Here is a 14863-nt window from a genome sequence, read left to right on the forward strand (position 1 = left end):
CCTCGAGGAAGCCCACGACCATGCTGTTCTGCCTGCCCAAGCTGCTCAGCGACGAGGAGCTGGCCCGCATCCGCGGCCTGCTCGACGCGGCCTCCTTCGTCGACGGCCGCCAGACCGTCGGCATGGCGATCAAGCAGCGCAAGCGCAACCGCGAGGTCGTCGCGCGCTCGGCGGAGCGCGAGCAGATCGACGCCATCGTGCGGGCCGCCGTGACGCGCAGCAACGACTTCCAGCTGATCGCGCTGCCCTCGCTGATCGGTCCCTTCCTGTTCTCCAGCTACGGGCCCGGCGAGTTCTACGGCGACCATAGCGACAACGTCATGATGAGCGGCCCGCCGCACCGCTTCCGCGCCGATCTCTCGATGACCGTGTTCCTGAACGAGCCCGACAGCTACCAGGGCGGCGAGCTGGTGCTCGACACCGACATGCGGCCGCAGCCCATCAAGCTCCAGGCCGGCGCGGCCGCGCTCTACCCGACGACGGTGCTGCACCGGGTCAACCCGGTCACGGCCGGCGAGCGCCGGGTCGCGCTCTGCTGGATCCAGTCGACCGTGCGCGCCGCCGCCCATCGCCAGGTGCTGATCGACCTCTCCCAGTCGCTCGACTTCTTCATGAAGGCGACCAAGGAGGGCCTGGAGCATCCCCAGGCGATCCGCCTGCAGAAGGTCTACAGCAACCTGATGCAGATGTGGGGCGAGCCGTAGGGGGCGCCTGCCGACGCCTGCGACCGTCGCGAAGCCGGCTTCCTTCGAGGCCGGGACGGAACCCTATGGCGCGCTCCCGCACGCGTTCTTCCGCCCACCAGGCAACCGGGCCGGCAGCGATGCCGCCGGCCCGGAGCCTCGCGTCAGATCGGCCGGGCGGTCAGCTCAGGATCTCGTAGTTGATGTTGTAGCCGCAGCGCTCGGTGGTGCCGCTGACGATGAGCTTCTTGCCGGCCGGGACGATGAAGGGGCCGCCGCTGGTCGACGCGCTGCTGGTGCTGGTCTCCGTCCCCTGGGCGAAGGCCTGCAGCAGGTGCTGGTCCGTCGTACGGAACGTCGCGCTGACGTGGGGATCGGTGGGGGTGGCCTCCGCGTAGACGTTGGCGAGCACGACCAGGACGCCGGCCGTGTTCTCCTCGGCGGTGACGAGCGTGACCTCCTGGTTGGTGCCCGTTCCGGACGCCTGGCTGGAACCGAGGACGGGAACCGCCTGAAGGGCAACGGTACCGGTGCAGGACATGGTGATGTCTCCTTTCCCGAGCTGTTGGACAGAACGAGAACAAGGTGACTCCTGCCCGGCTGCGTCGCATCAGGAGTCCGGTCGCCGGTCGCCCGGGTGTTCGGTCCGAGCGCCTCCCGCTCGACGACGGCATCCCCGAGCACGGCGGTCGATGGCCCCGGGGCGAAGCCGCCGGAAGCGTGGCCCGAGATCTCAGAAGGCCAGGCCGAGCAGGCCCCGCGTCGGCAGGAAGGCGATGGCGAGCCCGACCGCGGCGCTCAGCAGGCGCAGCCACCAGGGATCGTCGCGGCGCACCAGGGCGCGGGCCAGCAGCCAGAGGCCGAGGGCGGTCTTGAGGAAGGCGAGCGTCGCCCAGAAGGGCCGGCCGAGCGGGTCGATCAGGCTCGGGCTGGCGACGAAGGCGAGCGGCACGACGTAGAGGCCCAGGCCGAGCCGCATGGCCTGCCCCGCGACCCGCAGCCAGGGCGCCTCGGCCATGCCGGCGGCGATGAAGACCGTGCCGCAGACCGGCGGCGTGATGGTCGAGAGCAGGGCGTACCAGAACACGAAGAGATGCGCCTGCAGGGGCGGCAGCCCGAGCTTCTGCAGGGCCGGGCCGGCGACCGAGACGCAGATCACGTAGGCCGCCGTGGTCGGCACCTCCATGCCGAGGATCAGGCAGGCGAGCGCGGTCAGCACCAGGGCCGGGTAGAGCGAGCCGCCCGAGAGCGTCAGGATCGCCGAGGTGATCTTGACGCCGAGCCCGGTCTGGTTGAGCACGCCGATGACGATGCCGGCGCAGATGATGATCGAGGCGATGACCGCGATCTGGCGCGCCGCCTCGATCGCGGCGTCGCGGAGCCGCACGGGCAGGCCGCTCAGCGCCGGCCGCCAGCGCGCGTCGACGGCCAGCAGGGCGACCGCCGCGAAGGTCGAGAGGGCGGCCGCATACTGCGGCGTGCGGCCGGCCGCGAACATCGTCCAGACCAGGATCGCGAAGGGGATCAGGAAGAAGGGGGCGAGCCACCGAACCCGCCGCCAGGCCGGGATCTCCTCGGCCGCCATCGGCTTGAGGCCGTAGCGCCGGGCGAAGAGCGCGATGCCGAACCAGACCGACAGGAAGAACAGGATCGCCGGGAAGAAGGCGGCCTCGACGATCTGCGTGTAGCGCAGGCGCAGCAGCTCGGCCATGACGAAGGCGCCGGCGCCCATCAGCGGCGGCATGATCTGGCCGCCGGTCGAGGCCGTGGCCTCGACCGCCGCGGCGAAGGCGGCCGGATAGCCGAGCCGCTTCATCGCCGGCAGGGTGATCGCCCCGGTCGAGGCGACGTTGGCCGAGGCCGAGCCGGAGATCGAGCCGAACAGGGCCGAGGCCAGGACCGAGACCTTGGCGGCGCCGGCCTCCAGGCGCCCCGCCAGCTTCGTCGCCAGCGACATGAAGGCCTCGCCGCCGAGGCCGGCGCTGACCGCCGCGCCGAAGATCACGAAGACCGCGACGATGTTGACCGAGATGCCGGTCAGGGGGCCCCAGATGCCGCCCTCGGCGATGGTCAGGGTGCCGAGGAAGGAGTCCAGCGGAAAACCCGGGTGGCCGAGCCGGCCCGGCAGGTACTGCCCGAACAGGCCGTAGGCCAGCGCGACCAGGGCGGCGACCGGCAGGGCCAGCTTGACGGCGCGCCGCGCCATCTCCAGCACGACCGCCAGCAGCAGGACGGCGACGGCGGTCTGCCGCCAGCCCTCCAGGCTGCCGTACTGGTCCTCCAGGGCCGCGTGGTCGAGCGCGACCCAGGCGCAGGCGGCGATGCCGGCGAGGCAGAACAGGCCGCTCGCCCAGCGCGCGGCGGCGCTGCGGTAGGGCACCAGCAGGAACACCCAGGGCAGGGCGAGCGCCAGGTGCACCGGCCGGCTGACCAGGTTCGGCACCAGCCCGCTGAACACCAGCCAGAGATGGAAGACGACGCAGGCCAGGGCCAGCAGGCCGGCCGCCCAGCGCAGGGTGCCTTCGGATGCCGCTTTGCTGTTCATGAGGCCTGACGGTTTCGCCGGATCCACGGGTCGCTTCATGGTGAGCCTGTCGAACCATGAAGCGCGTCGGCGGAGCCGCCGGCGCCGGATCGGGCTTCACCCTTCGACAAGCTCAGGATGAAGCCCGACGGTTCGTCCGGAAGGTTGGTGCCTCACATGCCGGGAATCGCGATCCCGGCTTCCTTGTAGTACCTGACCGCGCCGGGATGCAGCGGCACGCCGAGCACCGCCAGCTGGTCCGGCGTGATCGCGTTCCACCAGGGCGCCGTCTCGGCCATCTCCTTCTTGGTCTCCCAGAAGGCCTTGGTCAGCTGGTAGGCGGTGTCGTCGTCCATCGCCGTGGTCGCGTAGGCGCCGACCGGCAGGGTCGTGGTCGTGACCGGCGTGTCGACGCCGTCGTAGGTGCCGGCCGGGATCACTAGCTTGTCGCGCTTGGTCTCGGCGATCTGGGCGTCGGTCATCGAGAGGATCTTGATGCCGGTGCCGGCGGCCGCCTCCATGACGTTCGGCGCCGGATAGCTGCCGGCCGTCACGAAGCCGTCGATCTGGCCGTTCTGCAGGGCCGGCACGGCGGAGTTCAGCTCGGCGTCGGCCAGCTTGACCTTGTCCTTCAGGCCGAACAGCTCGAGGTACTTCTCGCCCTCCTTGGCGCCGAAGCTGCCCTTGCCGAGCAGGATCGTCTTGCCGGCCAGGTCGTCCCAGCTGTCGATGCCGGCGTCGGCGCGCACGACCATGTGCATGGTCAGGAAGGGGATCGGGAACAGGCCGCGGATCGCCTTGTAGCCGGCCGGGTCGTCGTCCTTGAACATCGCCTTGCCGGCGATCGCCAGCTTGACCAGGCCCGGCGGTGTCGTGAAGACGTAGGAGCCGCCGCGCTTCGGCGCCTCCTTGACGTTCTGCACCGAGCCCTGGCTCTCCTCGACCGTGACGACGACCGCGCCGTCGGTCGCCTTGCCGACCGCCTCGGCGATCTGCACGCCCATCTGGTAGTAGGACGAGGTCGACTTGGCCGACTTGTAGGTCACCCGGGTCTCGGCCTGCGCGGCGCCGGCCGCGATGCCGCCGACCGCGACGGTGCCGAGGGCGAGCAGCGCGAGGCTGCCGAAGAGGCGGCGCGCGCGGGCGCCGGTGCTGCTGTCCATGGAACGTCTCCCCAGAGGTTTCTTGCCTGCCGGCAGGCATAGCTGCTCGGCGGCGCCAGGAAAAGCCTGCGCAGCCGGCGGGCAGGGCTGCTCGCGCGGCGCGCGCGGCCTCAGGGCTTGGCGATCTGGCGACCGTCGGCGTCCGGGGGTTGCTGCGCCGGCGGCTGGCTGCCACCGACCAGCGTGCCGCCGGGGCAGGATTCGCCGGCGCCGCTGCGGCCGTCGATCAGATAGCCGGCGACGCAGCCGGCGATGAAGCGGCGGCCCTGCCAGTCGACGTGCTCGTTGACCACGTCGTGGAAGCGCTCGGGCGGCAGCGTGGCGCTGAGGTCGAGCAGGGGCGCCTCGCTGCCGTCGAAATGCCGGCGCACGAGATCGACATTGGCCTTCAGCACCGCCGCCACCGGCGGCGACAGCTCGCCGAGCCGGGTCTCGTTGAAGGGCGGCAGGACGAAGAGGCAGCGGAGGCCGCGCGCGCGGCAGATCGCCCGGGCGCGGTCGATCAGGTGGAAGATCGGGTCGTCGGCGGCCAGGCGGTTGCCGTAGGCGAGCGCGAAGCGCAGGCGGTGCAGCTCGCGCTTCGCCGCGTGCAGGCTGACGTGCCGGCTCTCGGCGAAGTCGTCGGCATCGACCGTGGCGATGTCGAAGGGCACCGGCCCGATCACCGTCCCGGCGGTCTTGGCGAGGTGGTCGGCGCGCACCGGCGGCGAGTGGTAGCCGAGGTCGATCAGCCAGGGCAGCAGCCGCTGGCTCGCGGCGTAGAACTCCAGCGGGCGGCGGGCATTGTCGTTGAGGTCGAGGCCGCGCCAGGCCGGCGAAGCCCAGCGCAGGTTGATCGGCAGCACCGCGTAGTCGAGCCCGGGGAAGCGCTCGGTCCAGTAGTGCAGCAGCGTGACGATCCAGTCCATGCCGGCGCCCGGGAAGGACACGCCGTAGCCCGCGATGCCGGCCGGCGCCAGGTCGTCGCGCAGCATCCCGGTCAGGGTCCGCTTGTCGGGGTCGCTCGGCGGCACCGAGTCGTTGGTGCTGTCGGAGAACATCACGGCGGCCCGGCCGACCTGGCCCGGCCGCACCGTCAGCAGGTCGTTGACCGCGTAGCGGCCGCCGGCCTCGCGCCCGACGAACTCCTCGGGCGCGATGGCGAGGTCGCGGATCAGCCGGCGGACGATGCCGTCGGCGGCCAGGAAGCCGCCGGCCAGCAGCAGGCCGACGACCAGCACCAGCAGCGCGCGGCGCCAGCCCTGCGCGGCCCAGTCCAGCCCCCAGGGGGTCGGCTCAGAAGTTGAAGTAGATGAACTGGGGCGGTGCGAAGGCATGGGAGAAGATGTCGGAGAGGACGACCAGGACGACCGTGGTCAGGGGCACGCAGAAGGCGAGCAGGCAGGCCGTCGCCAGGGCCAGGCGCGGCATCCGGAAGGGCGGCAGCAGCCGCTCGACCTCGAGCAGGCGGTTGAGGTTCGGCAGGGCGAGGCTGATCACCAGGCCGAGCAGGATGAAGGCGATCGAGCGGCCGACGTCCTGGTCGGCGCCCCAGTAGGGGCTGATCAGGTCGAGGCCGAGCGTGCCGGCCTGGGCCAGGAAGTGGTGCCAGGCCTCGCTGACCTCGGCCAGCTGGCGGGCGTTGACCGTGAACAGCGAGCGCAGCACGCCGTAGCCGGTCGAAAGATCCGGCGCGCGGAACAGCACCCAGCCGAGCACCACGGCGAAGAAGGTCACGGCCCAGGCGAGCGCCCGCGGCAGGGCGAGGCCGAGCTTGCGCCACAGGTGGTTGACGCAGAGCAGCAGGCCGTGGAAGCCGCCCCACAGCACGAAGGTCCAGCCGGCGCCGTGCCACAGGCCGCCGAGCAGCATGGTGACCATCAGGGCCAGCAGCATGCGCGGCGTGCCGCGCCGCGAGCCGCCGAGCGGGATGTAGAGGTAGTCGCGCAGGAAGGACGACAGGGTCTGGTGCCAGCGCCGCCAGAAGTCGCTGATCGAGGTCGCGCGATAGGGCGAGTCGAAGTTGGTCGGCAGCTTGAAGCCGAACAGCAGGCCCAGGCCGATCGCCATGTCGGCGTAGCCCGAGAAGTCGAAGTAGAGCTGGAAGGTGTAGGACAGCGCGGCGACCCAGGCCTCGCGCAGGTTCAGGTTGTCGTGCTGGGCCGCCGCGAACAGCAGGTTCGCCGGCACCGCCAGGTTGTCCGCCAGATAGACCTTCTTGAGGTAGCCGGCCAGGAAGAAGACCAGGCCGAGCACCGCCATCTGGAGGTGGCGCCGCCGCTCCGGCGGATTGTGGAACTGCGGGATCAGGTCGTTGTGCCGGACGATCGGGCCGGCGATCAGCTGGGGGAAGAAGGAGACGTAGGCGGCGATGTCGGCCAGATCGTAGCGCGTCGGCCGGCGCCAGGTGTCGACCAGCATGGAGACCTGCTGGAAGGTGAAGAAGGAGATGCCGAGCGGCAGCGCCGCGCTGGCCAGGCTGAAGCCGCCGCCGCTGCGCTCCGCCAGGCCGACCATCGCGGCCAGCCAGCCGGCGTACTTGAACCAGCCGAGCAGCAGCAGGTTCGCGGTGATGCCGACGATCAGCGGCACGCGGTGCGCGCGCGGGCCGGCCTGGGCAGTGCGCGTCAGCCAGTGGTGGACCAGGTAGTTGACCAGGATCGAGCCGCCCAGGATCGGCAGGTAGCGCCATTCCCAGTAGCCGTAGAACACCAGCGACGCGCCGATCAGCAGCAGCATCCGGGCGCGCAGCCAGGGCTTCAGCAGCAGGTAGGCGTAGAGCGTGGCCGGCAGGAAGGCCAGAAGGAACACGCCTGAATAGAACAGCATTCGACGCAGGCCCGGGCAGTGGCGGCGGCACCGCTTCCGCTTGGGGTCGGGCCCCTGTCGCCCGATCCTGGCGGCGGAGGCTCGAGCGGAGGGCTGGCGCAAAGGCGGTCCGAGAGGACCCGCCCAGGGTCTTTGCCGAAGCGCGGTGCCCTGTCAAGGGAGGGCGCGCCGCAGATGCCTCCGGATCGCCGCGGCGGTCGACCCCGGCGGCGCCGCGGACTAGGCTTGCGTGATGAGCGAGACTGCGCCTTCCGATCCCGTCGCCCGCCTGCGCGCGCTCTGCCTCGCCCTGCCCGAGGCGGTCGAGAAGCAGGCCTGGGGCGACCCGACCTTCCGGGTCCGCGACAGGATCTTCGCCATGCCGAAGCGCGGGGCCAGTGGGAGATCAGGGGGCCGGCTCTCGCTCTGGGCCAAGGCGCCGCCGGGCAGCCAGCAGATCCTGGTCGGGGCCGACCCCGAGCGCTTCTTCGTGCCGCCCTACGTCGGGTCCAAGGGCTGGATCGGCATGCGCCTCGACGACGCCGGCGTCGACTGGGCCGAGGTCGCGGTCGTGGTCCGGCGCAGCTACCGCCTGATCGCGCCGAAGACGCTGGCGGCGCTGGTGTAGGGGTGGGGCTGGCTGCTGGCCGGGGTCCGCTGGCGTTGCTTCCCCTCGCCATCCCGCTTCCTTTCTCCGTCATCCCTGCGGAAGCAGGGATCCAGAGAACGAAGCCACCAGCACGGACCGCCACCCGTCCGCGCGCGTGGCGCCTTCCTCTGGATCCCCGCTTCCGCGGGGATGACGAAAGAAAGTGGGATGAGAAGGGAAGGGACGAGCTATCCCGGCGGCGCCAGCCGCTCGACGCCGGCGAAGCGCCGCAGCCGCTCCAGCTCGGCCTCCAGCGCCTGCTCCCGGCCCCTGGCGCTGCGCACCTTCGGCTCCCACCACAGGCCCTGGACCCTGAGCGTGCCGGCCTGGCGGTCGGCCTTGAGGTCGGCGCGGCCGACGAAGCGCTCGCCCTCGAGCAGCGGGAAGACGTAGTAGCCGTACTGGCGCTTCGGGGCCGGCACGAAGACCTCGATGCGGTAGTCGAAGCCGAAGATCCGCTCCAGGCGCTGGCGGTCGCGGATCAGCGGGTCGAAGGGGCTGAGCGCGCGCAGGCGGGCCGGCGGCTGGCAGACCTCCGGCTCGGCGGCGAGGCGCTCGGGCAGGCCGGCGAAGGCGAAGGCCGGGCGGGTGCTGCCGTCGGCGTTCTCGACCGCGACCTCGACCAGCTCGCCGGCGGCGAGGCGCGCGCGGCACCAGTCGGTCGCCTCGGCCGGCGTCAGCGCGTCCCAGAAGCGGGCGATCTCGCCCGGCGTGGCGAACACCAGGCGCTCCAGGGCGCTGCGGCACTTCCAGTCGCGGAAGGCCTCGGCATCGGGCGCCGCGCCGCGGTGCGCCTCGGGGATCACCCGCTCCGAGAGGTCGTAGACCTTCTGGAAGCCGACCCGCTTGGTCACCGCCAGCACGCCGGTGCGCCAGAGGTACTCCAGCGCCACCTTCTCCGGGTGCCAGTTCCACCAGCCCTGGCTGCCCTTGGGCTGGTCGCTGCCGAAGTCGCGGGCCATCAGCGGGCCCTCGTCAGCGATGCGTGCGGCGACATGCTCGACGTAGCCCTCGAAGTCGGCGCCGTGCCAGCTGCGCCAGCGCTCGGCCAGGCGCTCGCGCGCCCGCTCGAAGCGCGGCTGCCACCAGGGCCAGAAGCGGCTCGGCAGGATCGCCGCGTCGTGGGTCCAGTTCTCGAACAGGCTGCGCTCCCGCTCGAGCAGCCGGGTCAGCTGCTTCTGCCGGTAGGTCTGGTTGCGCGAGAAGAGGATCTGGTGGTGCGCCCGCTCGACGACGTTGATCGAGTCGACCTGGACGAAGCCGAGCTGCTCGATCAGGGCCTGCAGGCCGGCGAGGTCGAGCCTGCGGTTCGGCGGCTCGGCCAGCCCCTGGGCCTGCAGCAGCAGGCGCCGGGCCTGGCGGTTGGCGATCAGCGGCAGGGCGTCAGAGGGCATGGGCGGGGGACATGGGCGGGAGCGGCGAGCCTGGCGGGAACGAAAGCGGTACGGAAGACTAGCCGATCCCGCTCCGATTCCCTAGGGGGCAGCTTGAGGTGAATCAAGGCGCCGCCGCCGCGCCGGCGCGAGCATGGCGCCAGGGTCGCGGGAGGAAACGACGATGAGCGGTTGCGGGCTTCACGTCTTCGACGGTGCGCTGCAGGACGCCAACCTCTGGCTGAAGGCGGTGATGACCCATCTCGACACGCCGGACGCCCAGCTGGCGCTGACGGCGCTGCGCGGCACGCTGCACGCCCTGCGCGATCGCATCGGGCCGGAGAACGCGGCGCACCTCGGCGCCCAGCTGCCGACCCTGGTGCGCGGCCTCTACTACGAGGGCTGGCACCCGGACCGCGCGCCGAGCCGCGAGCGCCACAAGCAGGCCTTCGTCGAGCACGTGCGCCGCGACATGCCGGACCGGCTGCCGCTCGACGCCGAGGCGGCGGCGCGCGCCGTCTGCTTCGTCATCTGGGAGAAGCTCGATCCGGGCGCGGTCTGCAAGCTGATGCACATCCTGCCGGAGGAGCTGCACGATCTCTGGCCGGAGCGCGCCCAGGTGCGGGCGCAGCAGCGGGCCTGAGCGGCTCGCGGGATCAACGACGGCCCTGCCGCGGTGGCGGGCCTCAGGAGGACGGACCGAATGACAGCAAGCAGACAGCAGGGCGCGCAGCCCGCGGGACGCCGGATCGCCGGCCACGCCCAGGACGACCACATCGCGGACCCCTACCAGCGTCAGCGCAAGCTGCACGAGCCGACGGCCTGCCCGGACTGTGGCGCGATCTTCCACCAGGGCCGCTGGCAGTGGGGCGATACGCCCGAGGGCGCGGAGAGCGAGGCCTGTCCGGCCTGCCGCCGCATCGCCGACGACCTGCCGGCCGGCATCGTGACGCTGGCGGGAGCTTACGTCGCCGGGCACCGGGACGAGATCCTGGGCCTCGCCCGGCGCCAGGAGGAGCTGGAGAAGCCCGAGCATCCGCTGAACCGCATCATGCGCGTCAAGGAGGAGGCCGGGGCGATCGAGATCGCCACGACCGACATCCACCTGCCGCGGCGTATCGGCGAGGCGCTGCACCACGCCTTCGGCGGCGAGCTGGCCCTCGACTACGAGCCCGACGGCTACTTCCTGCGGGCCCGCTGGTCGCGCGACTGAGACCGGCCGCGGCTCAGCGCAGGTAGGCCTCGGTCGCGTAGCGGCGCATCATGCGCTGGCTGTTGAAGTAGTAGGCGATGCTGCCGATCGCTTGGCGCATCATCCGGCGCCACTGCGCTGGGTCGTCGTGCCAGAGCGGCAGCACCGTCTTCTCGAGCAGGGCATAGAGGGCGGCGGCGTGGTCGCCGTCCGACGTGCCGGTTCCGGTGGAGCCGTCCGTGCCGATCGCCCAGCCGTTGACGCCGTCGACGCAGGCCTCGATCCACCAGCCGTCGAGCACGCTGAGGTTCAGGACGCCGTTCAGCGCCGCTTTCATGCCGCTGGTGCCGGAGGCCTCGAGCGGCGGCTGCGGCGTGTTGAGCCAGACGTCGCAGCCGGAGACCAGGATCCTGGCCAGGGCCATGTCGTAGTCCGGCAGGAAGACGCAGCGGAGCTTGCCGTCCAGCTGCCTGATGACCTGGTGGATCCGCTGGATCGCCGCCTTGCCGCTGTCGTCGCGCGGATGCGCCTTGCCGGCCAGGACCAGCTGGAACGGCCGCTCGGCGGCGATCTGGGCCAGCCGGTCGAGGTCGCTGAACAGCAGCAGCGGCCGCTTGTAGCCGGTCATGCGCCGCGCGAAGCCGAGGATCGGCAGGTCGGGGTCGAGCGCCGTCCCGGAGATCGCCTGCACCCGCTCGGCCAGCTCCGCCTTGGCCGCCAAGTGGCAGCGCCAGATCTCGTCCTTGCCGAGCTGCAGGGCGCGGACCAGCACCTCGGGCTCGTGCTGCCACTGCGGGATCTGCGCGTCGAACAGCGCGGCGAAGGCCGGGTGCGCCCAGGTGCCGGCGTGGACGCCGTTGGTCACGGCGTGGACCCGGTAGCCGGGGAAGAGATGCTGCGTGGTCTCGGCGTGGCGGCGCGCGACGCCGTTGACGTAGCCGGAGAGGCTGAAGGCGAGCCGGGTCATGTTGAGCTGCTCGGCGCCGGCCAGCGCCTTCAGCGTGTCGATCTCGACGAAGTCGGGCAGCATCCGCTGGAACAGGGCGTAGGGAAAGCGGTCGTGGCCCGCCTCGACCGGCGTGTGGGTCGTGAAGACGCAGCGCCTGCGGACCTCGGCGACGTCGTAGGAGGGCTCGCCGGCGATGCGGTCCTCCGGCTCGATGCGGGAGCGGTTGAGCAGCTCCAGGGTCAGCAGCGCCGCATGGCCTTCGTTGAGATGGTAGGTGCGGATCTCGAAGTCGAGCGCGCGCAGGATGCGGATGCCGCCGAGGCCGAGCACGATCTCCTGCTTCAGCCGGTAGTCGTTGCCGTCGCCGTAGAGGGAATGGGTGATCTCGCGGTCGGCCGGGTCGTTCTGCTCCAGGTCGGTGTCGAGCAGCAGGACGGGCACGGCGTGCCCGTGCGGCGCCTCGTGGAGATAGAGCCAGGGGCGCACCCAGACCGGCCGCTCCTCGATCATCACAGCGGTCATGGCACCGAGCGGCCGGCACCAGTCGGCCGGCTGCCACCAGTCGGGCTGCTCGCCCTGTCGGCCCTCGGCGTCGATGGTCTGGCGGAAGTAGCCGGCGCGGCTGGCCAGGGTGACGAACACGACCGGCAGCTCCAGCTCGGCGCAGGAGCGCACGGTGTCGCCGGCGAGCACGCCCAGGCCGCCGGCGTAGCTGTGGATCTCCGGGCGGAGCGCGATCTCCATGGAGAAATAGGCGATGCGCGTACGGCCGACGAAGGGGGTGTGCGGCATGCGGTCCTGCGCTCTTTCCGATGCGGCGGACGATTTCGATCGCTCGTCTAGCAGAGTAGCGCGGGCTCTCGCCAGCGGCGAATTGCGACGGTTCCGGGTTGTCAGTCCTCGAAGTGGCTCGCCGCGGCGCGGTTGCTGGCGGACTGCATACGCAATGACCCTGATGTCGGAAAGACTTGAGCTAACGGGAGCAGAGAAATAGAAATCGACGAATCGAAACATGGACACAAGGTGCGCAGATCTACGAAAGCGATTTATCCATATTAATCATCGTAGAGTATTATCTCCTCAGACAACTGTTCGAGAACTAATATCGGCAGTCGATGGCACGCTGCATCAAGAAAATATTCGGCAATGATAGAAAAATCAGTCGAATCCTGAATTTCCTTCATCCACAGATCTGGATAATATCGAGATATCATTCCTAGTATATATAAGCCGCAGTATAGAAAACCAAATTCATTCAGGAAATCATGGCTGCCGAGCAAGAATACATCTTTTGATGTAAGGTTCATACCATGCGGTGTTTCGATTCGATATCTCTCAATATTTTCATACGTATATTTTTTGTATATATGCGACGTTACCCTGAATGAGATACCGCCATTCCGAAATTCTACGATCTCTGTATGGGCAGCTAAGTTTGGGTCGATTTTAATTTTCTCCACTGCGCGGGCTATGCTAGTAGGATTTCCAGGCTGTATGTCGAAGCTTTCTCGTAGCGTGACTTCGTTGGCACTCTCCATCGCCATGAGTTGAATTCTCGTTCGTGCCAGATCAACTGATATACCAAGCGGCCTCATGTGCTCCCAGAGGTATGGAATGTGAGTAACGCAGTCGATTAGTGACAGGCCGTCGACTGGGAAATTCTGATCTACCCTTGTGTCGGATTCGAGAATAGTCTCGACACTTTCAGACTGTCCGCCCCCGGCGAACCTACGAATGACAGCACCGGTAAGTGGTGGATGTTTTGCCAGATTTTGCCAAACTGCAAATGTACCTAGCTTAACGTCGCCTGAAACGTGTGCTTTCGCGCGTAACAGCCCTGGATCTAAACCTCCTCTCTCAGTCCTTCTGATATCAAAATTAGTTAGGAGCCCGTGATGGCGATGTGTATCTCGTAGTTTGTCGAGACTCTGATTGCCACTTCCTTTTGTTAAGATCTCAGCTAGGGCCATAAGCATGCAAGCATAGTATAAATGAACTGGTTTTGTGGCAAGTGATGAGATCTGGAACGCATCAAAATATTCTTTGGCCTGCAAAAGGCAGGATCGTATCTGATCGGCTTGTTTCTTTGCGTTTGCAAAATGCTCAACCGGTATTTTGTGTCTTTTGATTAATATGTCCGTCGTGCGGCGAGTGTTGTGAAATCGCCTGAGTCCGCTCCAGGCGTATTCAACCGACTTGGGGCGACTGATTTTTGTGACGCGAGGGGGCGTCATGTAGCCACTCTACTGTTCTTCAAAAGAGGCGTTAACTTGCGGACAATACCCCTTTTTCTCGCATATGTCTGCGAAACAACCCACCAATCGAGGTGACCGTCTCAGTCCTCGAAATGCCCCGCCGCGGCGAAGCCGCCGCCCTGGAAGCGCACCGCCGGGTCCTCGGGGTCCTGGCGCGGGCTGGCGGCCTCGACCTTGGCGCGGAACTGCTCGCTCGAGTCCTGCGGGACCCAGCCGAGGAAGGCGGCGTGGCCGTTGTCCCACCACTGCTCGCGGTTGGCCGAGGCGCCGTAGACCATGGTGTGGCCGACCCGGGTCGCCTCGAAGACCGCCTTGACCAGGCGCACGAAGTCGTCGGGGCTGAGCCAGGTCGCCAGCATCCGGCGGTCCTTCGGCTCCGGGAAGCAGGAGCCGATGCGCACCGCGACGCTCTCGAGCCCGAACTTGTCGAAGTAGTAGCTGCCGAGGTTCTCGCCGAAGCACTTCGACAGGCCGTAGAGGCTGTCCGGCCGCTGCTTCGAGTTGCCGTCCAGCCGGTCCTCGCGGCGGTGGAAGCCGATCGCGTGGTTCGAGCTGGCGAAGAGGATGCGCGGGCGGCCGAGCCGGCGCGCCGCCTCGAAGACGTTGTAGCTGCCGCGGATGTTCGACTGCAGGATCGTCTCGAAGGCGTTCTCGACCGACATGCCGCCCAGGTGGACGATGCCGTCACAGCCCTCGACCAGCCGGTCGACGGCGGCGGCGTCGGCGAGGTCGCAGGGCACGACCTCCTCGCCGGGGCCGGCCGCGCCCAGCTCGGCGATGTCCGAGAGACGCAGCAGCGGCGCGTAGCCGGCCAGCTTGTCGCGCAGGATGCGGCCGAGGCCGCCGGCCGCGCCGGTGATGAGAAGCCGGTTCATTCGAGGTCTCCTGGTTGGTAGTAGCTGTCGGGAGTTCGCCCCGGGGGCGTGAGCCCCCGTTCGCTTCACCCTGAGCCTGTCTGTATAGACCGGAGAGATGGTGGACGGGTGTTCGGGGACATGGTGGACGCATTCTGATCGGCATTGAGGGTCTCATGAGGGAGGCTTTCGATGCCCTGGCAGGAGGTGTCGATCGTGTCGCAGCGTCGGGAGTTCGTGCTTTTGGCGAGCCGGGAGGGGGCGAACAAGCGCGCTCTGTGCCGGCGCTTCGGGATCAGCCCGACGGTCGGCTATCGCTGGCTGGCGCGCTATCGCGCGGCGGGCCTGGCGGGCCTGGAGGACCGCTCGCGCCGGCCGCTGCATTCGCCGAACGAGACGCCGGTGGCGATCCAGGCGGCGGTGGTCGAGCAGCG

At 69.0% G+C, this 14863-nt stretch carries 14 protein-coding genes; 5 read left to right on the forward strand and 9 right to left on the reverse strand.

Annotation, left to right across the window (positions count from 1 at the left end; genetic code table 11):
- Positions 1-20: 20 nt before the first annotated feature.
- Positions 21-704: a Fe2+-dependent dioxygenase gene (locus B9O00_RS29055; RefSeq protein WP_159460365.1), complete on the forward strand. Its 684-nt coding sequence runs from the start codon at positions 21-23 to the stop codon at positions 702-704.
- 160 nt (positions 705-864) lie between these two features.
- On the opposite strand, the gene B9O00_RS29060 is transcribed toward B9O00_RS29055, so the two are convergent.
- From B9O00_RS29060 to B9O00_RS29080, 5 genes are all read right to left on the reverse strand, one after another.
- Positions 865-1224 carry a hypothetical protein gene (locus tag B9O00_RS29060; protein WP_085126395.1) on the reverse strand — a complete coding sequence of 120 codons (360 nt, stop codon included), beginning with the start codon at positions 1222-1224 and terminating at the stop codon, positions 865-867.
- Between the two features lie 192 nt (positions 1225-1416).
- A complete protein-coding gene (locus tag B9O00_RS29065) occupies positions 1417-3228 on the reverse strand; it encodes a TRAP transporter permease (RefSeq protein ID WP_085126397.1) in 1812 nt (603 codons plus the stop codon).
- A 152-nt stretch (positions 3229-3380) separates the two neighbouring features.
- Positions 3381-4370, reverse strand: coding sequence for a TAXI family TRAP transporter solute-binding subunit (locus B9O00_RS29070; RefSeq protein WP_085126399.1), 990 nt, complete (start codon positions 4368-4370; stop codon positions 3381-3383).
- 110 nt (positions 4371-4480) lie between these two features.
- Complete coding sequence (locus B9O00_RS33250) at positions 4481-5686, reverse strand: hypothetical protein (protein WP_159460366.1); 1206 nt, start codon at positions 5684-5686, stop codon at positions 4481-4483.
- Positions 5646-7178, reverse strand: a complete 1533-nt coding sequence (locus B9O00_RS29080; RefSeq protein ID WP_085126403.1) for an MBOAT family O-acyltransferase — start codon at positions 7176-7178, stop codon at positions 5646-5648. The genes B9O00_RS33250 and B9O00_RS29080 overlap by 41 nt, the downstream gene beginning before the upstream one ends.
- A gap of 232 nt (positions 7179-7410) precedes the next feature.
- On the opposite strand from B9O00_RS29080, the gene B9O00_RS29085 reads away from it, so the two are divergent.
- On the forward strand, positions 7411-7785 hold the full coding sequence (locus B9O00_RS29085) for an MmcQ/YjbR family DNA-binding protein (RefSeq protein ID WP_085126405.1): 375 nt from the start codon (positions 7411-7413) through the stop codon (positions 7783-7785).
- Positions 7786-7994: 209 nt separating this feature from the next.
- Here B9O00_RS29085 and B9O00_RS29090 read toward each other — a convergent pair whose 3' ends face one another.
- Positions 7995-9200, reverse strand: coding sequence for a winged helix-turn-helix domain-containing protein (locus tag B9O00_RS29090; protein WP_085126407.1), 1206 nt, complete (start codon positions 9198-9200; stop codon positions 7995-7997).
- Positions 9201-9363: 163 nt separating this feature from the next.
- On the opposite strand from B9O00_RS29090, the gene B9O00_RS29095 reads away from it, so the two are divergent.
- Positions 9364-9822, forward strand: coding sequence for a DUF2267 domain-containing protein (locus tag B9O00_RS29095; protein WP_085126408.1), 459 nt, complete (start codon positions 9364-9366; stop codon positions 9820-9822).
- A 60-nt stretch (positions 9823-9882) separates the two neighbouring features.
- On the forward strand, positions 9883-10392 hold the full coding sequence (locus B9O00_RS29100) for a BCAM0308 family protein (RefSeq protein ID WP_085126410.1): 510 nt from the start codon (positions 9883-9885) through the stop codon (positions 10390-10392).
- Positions 10393-10405: 13 nt separating this feature from the next.
- On the opposite strand, the gene glgP is transcribed toward B9O00_RS29100, so the two are convergent.
- The 3 genes from glgP to B9O00_RS29110 form a co-directional block, all read right to left on the reverse strand.
- A complete protein-coding gene (gene glgP / locus B9O00_RS29105; RefSeq protein ID WP_085126412.1) occupies positions 10406-12112 on the reverse strand; it encodes an alpha-glucan family phosphorylase in 1707 nt (568 codons plus the stop codon).
- A 263-nt stretch (positions 12113-12375) separates the two neighbouring features.
- The gene (locus B9O00_RS32815) at positions 12376-13554 is read right to left on the reverse strand and encodes a YaaC family protein (protein ID WP_143596391.1); all 1179 of its coding nucleotides are present in this window, start codon (positions 13552-13554) and stop codon (positions 12376-12378) included.
- Positions 13555-13655: 101 nt separating this feature from the next.
- Positions 13656-14450, reverse strand: coding sequence for an NAD-dependent epimerase/dehydratase family protein (locus B9O00_RS29110; RefSeq protein WP_085126414.1), 795 nt, complete (start codon positions 14448-14450; stop codon positions 13656-13658).
- Positions 14451-14621: 171 nt separating this feature from the next.
- On the opposite strand from B9O00_RS29110, the gene B9O00_RS29115 reads away from it, so the two are divergent.
- Positions 14622-14863, forward strand: a 242-nt coding sequence (locus B9O00_RS29115; protein WP_143596252.1) for a helix-turn-helix domain-containing protein, incomplete at its 3' end; no start/stop codon positions are given.

It is taken from the genome of Tistlia consotensis USBA 355, assembly GCF_900177295.1.
Classification (GTDB): Bacteria; Pseudomonadota; Alphaproteobacteria; order Kiloniellales; family DSM-21159; genus Tistlia; species Tistlia consotensis.

Excerpts from the sequence above, each read along its gene's own strand:
- B9O00_RS29055 (WP_159460365.1), top strand. The coding sequence starts at position 21 with ATGCTGTTCTGCCTGCCCAAGCTGCTCAGCGACGAGGAGCTGGCCCGC.
- B9O00_RS29060 (WP_085126395.1), bottom strand. The coding sequence starts at position 1,224 with ATGTCCTGCACCGGTACCGTTGCCCTTCAGGCGGTTCCCGTCCTCGGT.
- B9O00_RS29065 (WP_085126397.1), bottom strand. The coding sequence starts at position 3,228 with ATGAACAGCAAAGCGGCATCCGAAGGCACCCTGCGCTGGGCGGCCGGC.
- B9O00_RS29070 (WP_085126399.1), bottom strand. The coding sequence starts at position 4,370 with ATGGACAGCAGCACCGGCGCCCGCGCGCGCCGCCTCTTCGGCAGCCTC.
- B9O00_RS33250 (WP_159460366.1), bottom strand. The coding sequence starts at position 5,686 with ATGCCTTCGCACCGCCCCAGTTCATCTACTTCAACTTCTGAGCCGACC.
- B9O00_RS29080 (WP_085126403.1), bottom strand. The coding sequence starts at position 7,178 with ATGCTGTTCTATTCAGGCGTGTTCCTTCTGGCCTTCCTGCCGGCCACG.
- B9O00_RS29085 (WP_085126405.1), top strand. The coding sequence starts at position 7,411 with ATGAGCGAGACTGCGCCTTCCGATCCCGTCGCCCGCCTGCGCGCGCTC.
- B9O00_RS29090 (WP_085126407.1), bottom strand. The coding sequence starts at position 9,200 with ATGCCCTCTGACGCCCTGCCGCTGATCGCCAACCGCCAGGCCCGGCGC.
- B9O00_RS29095 (WP_085126408.1), top strand. The coding sequence starts at position 9,364 with ATGAGCGGTTGCGGGCTTCACGTCTTCGACGGTGCGCTGCAGGACGCC.
- B9O00_RS29100 (WP_085126410.1), top strand. The coding sequence starts at position 9,883 with ATGACAGCAAGCAGACAGCAGGGCGCGCAGCCCGCGGGACGCCGGATC.
- glgP (WP_085126412.1), bottom strand. The coding sequence starts at position 12,112 with ATGCCGCACACCCCCTTCGTCGGCCGTACGCGCATCGCCTATTTCTCC.
- B9O00_RS32815 (WP_143596391.1), bottom strand. The coding sequence starts at position 13,554 with ATGACGCCCCCTCGCGTCACAAAAATCAGTCGCCCCAAGTCGGTTGAA.
- B9O00_RS29110 (WP_085126414.1), bottom strand. The coding sequence starts at position 14,450 with ATGAACCGGCTTCTCATCACCGGCGCGGCCGGCGGCCTCGGCCGCATC.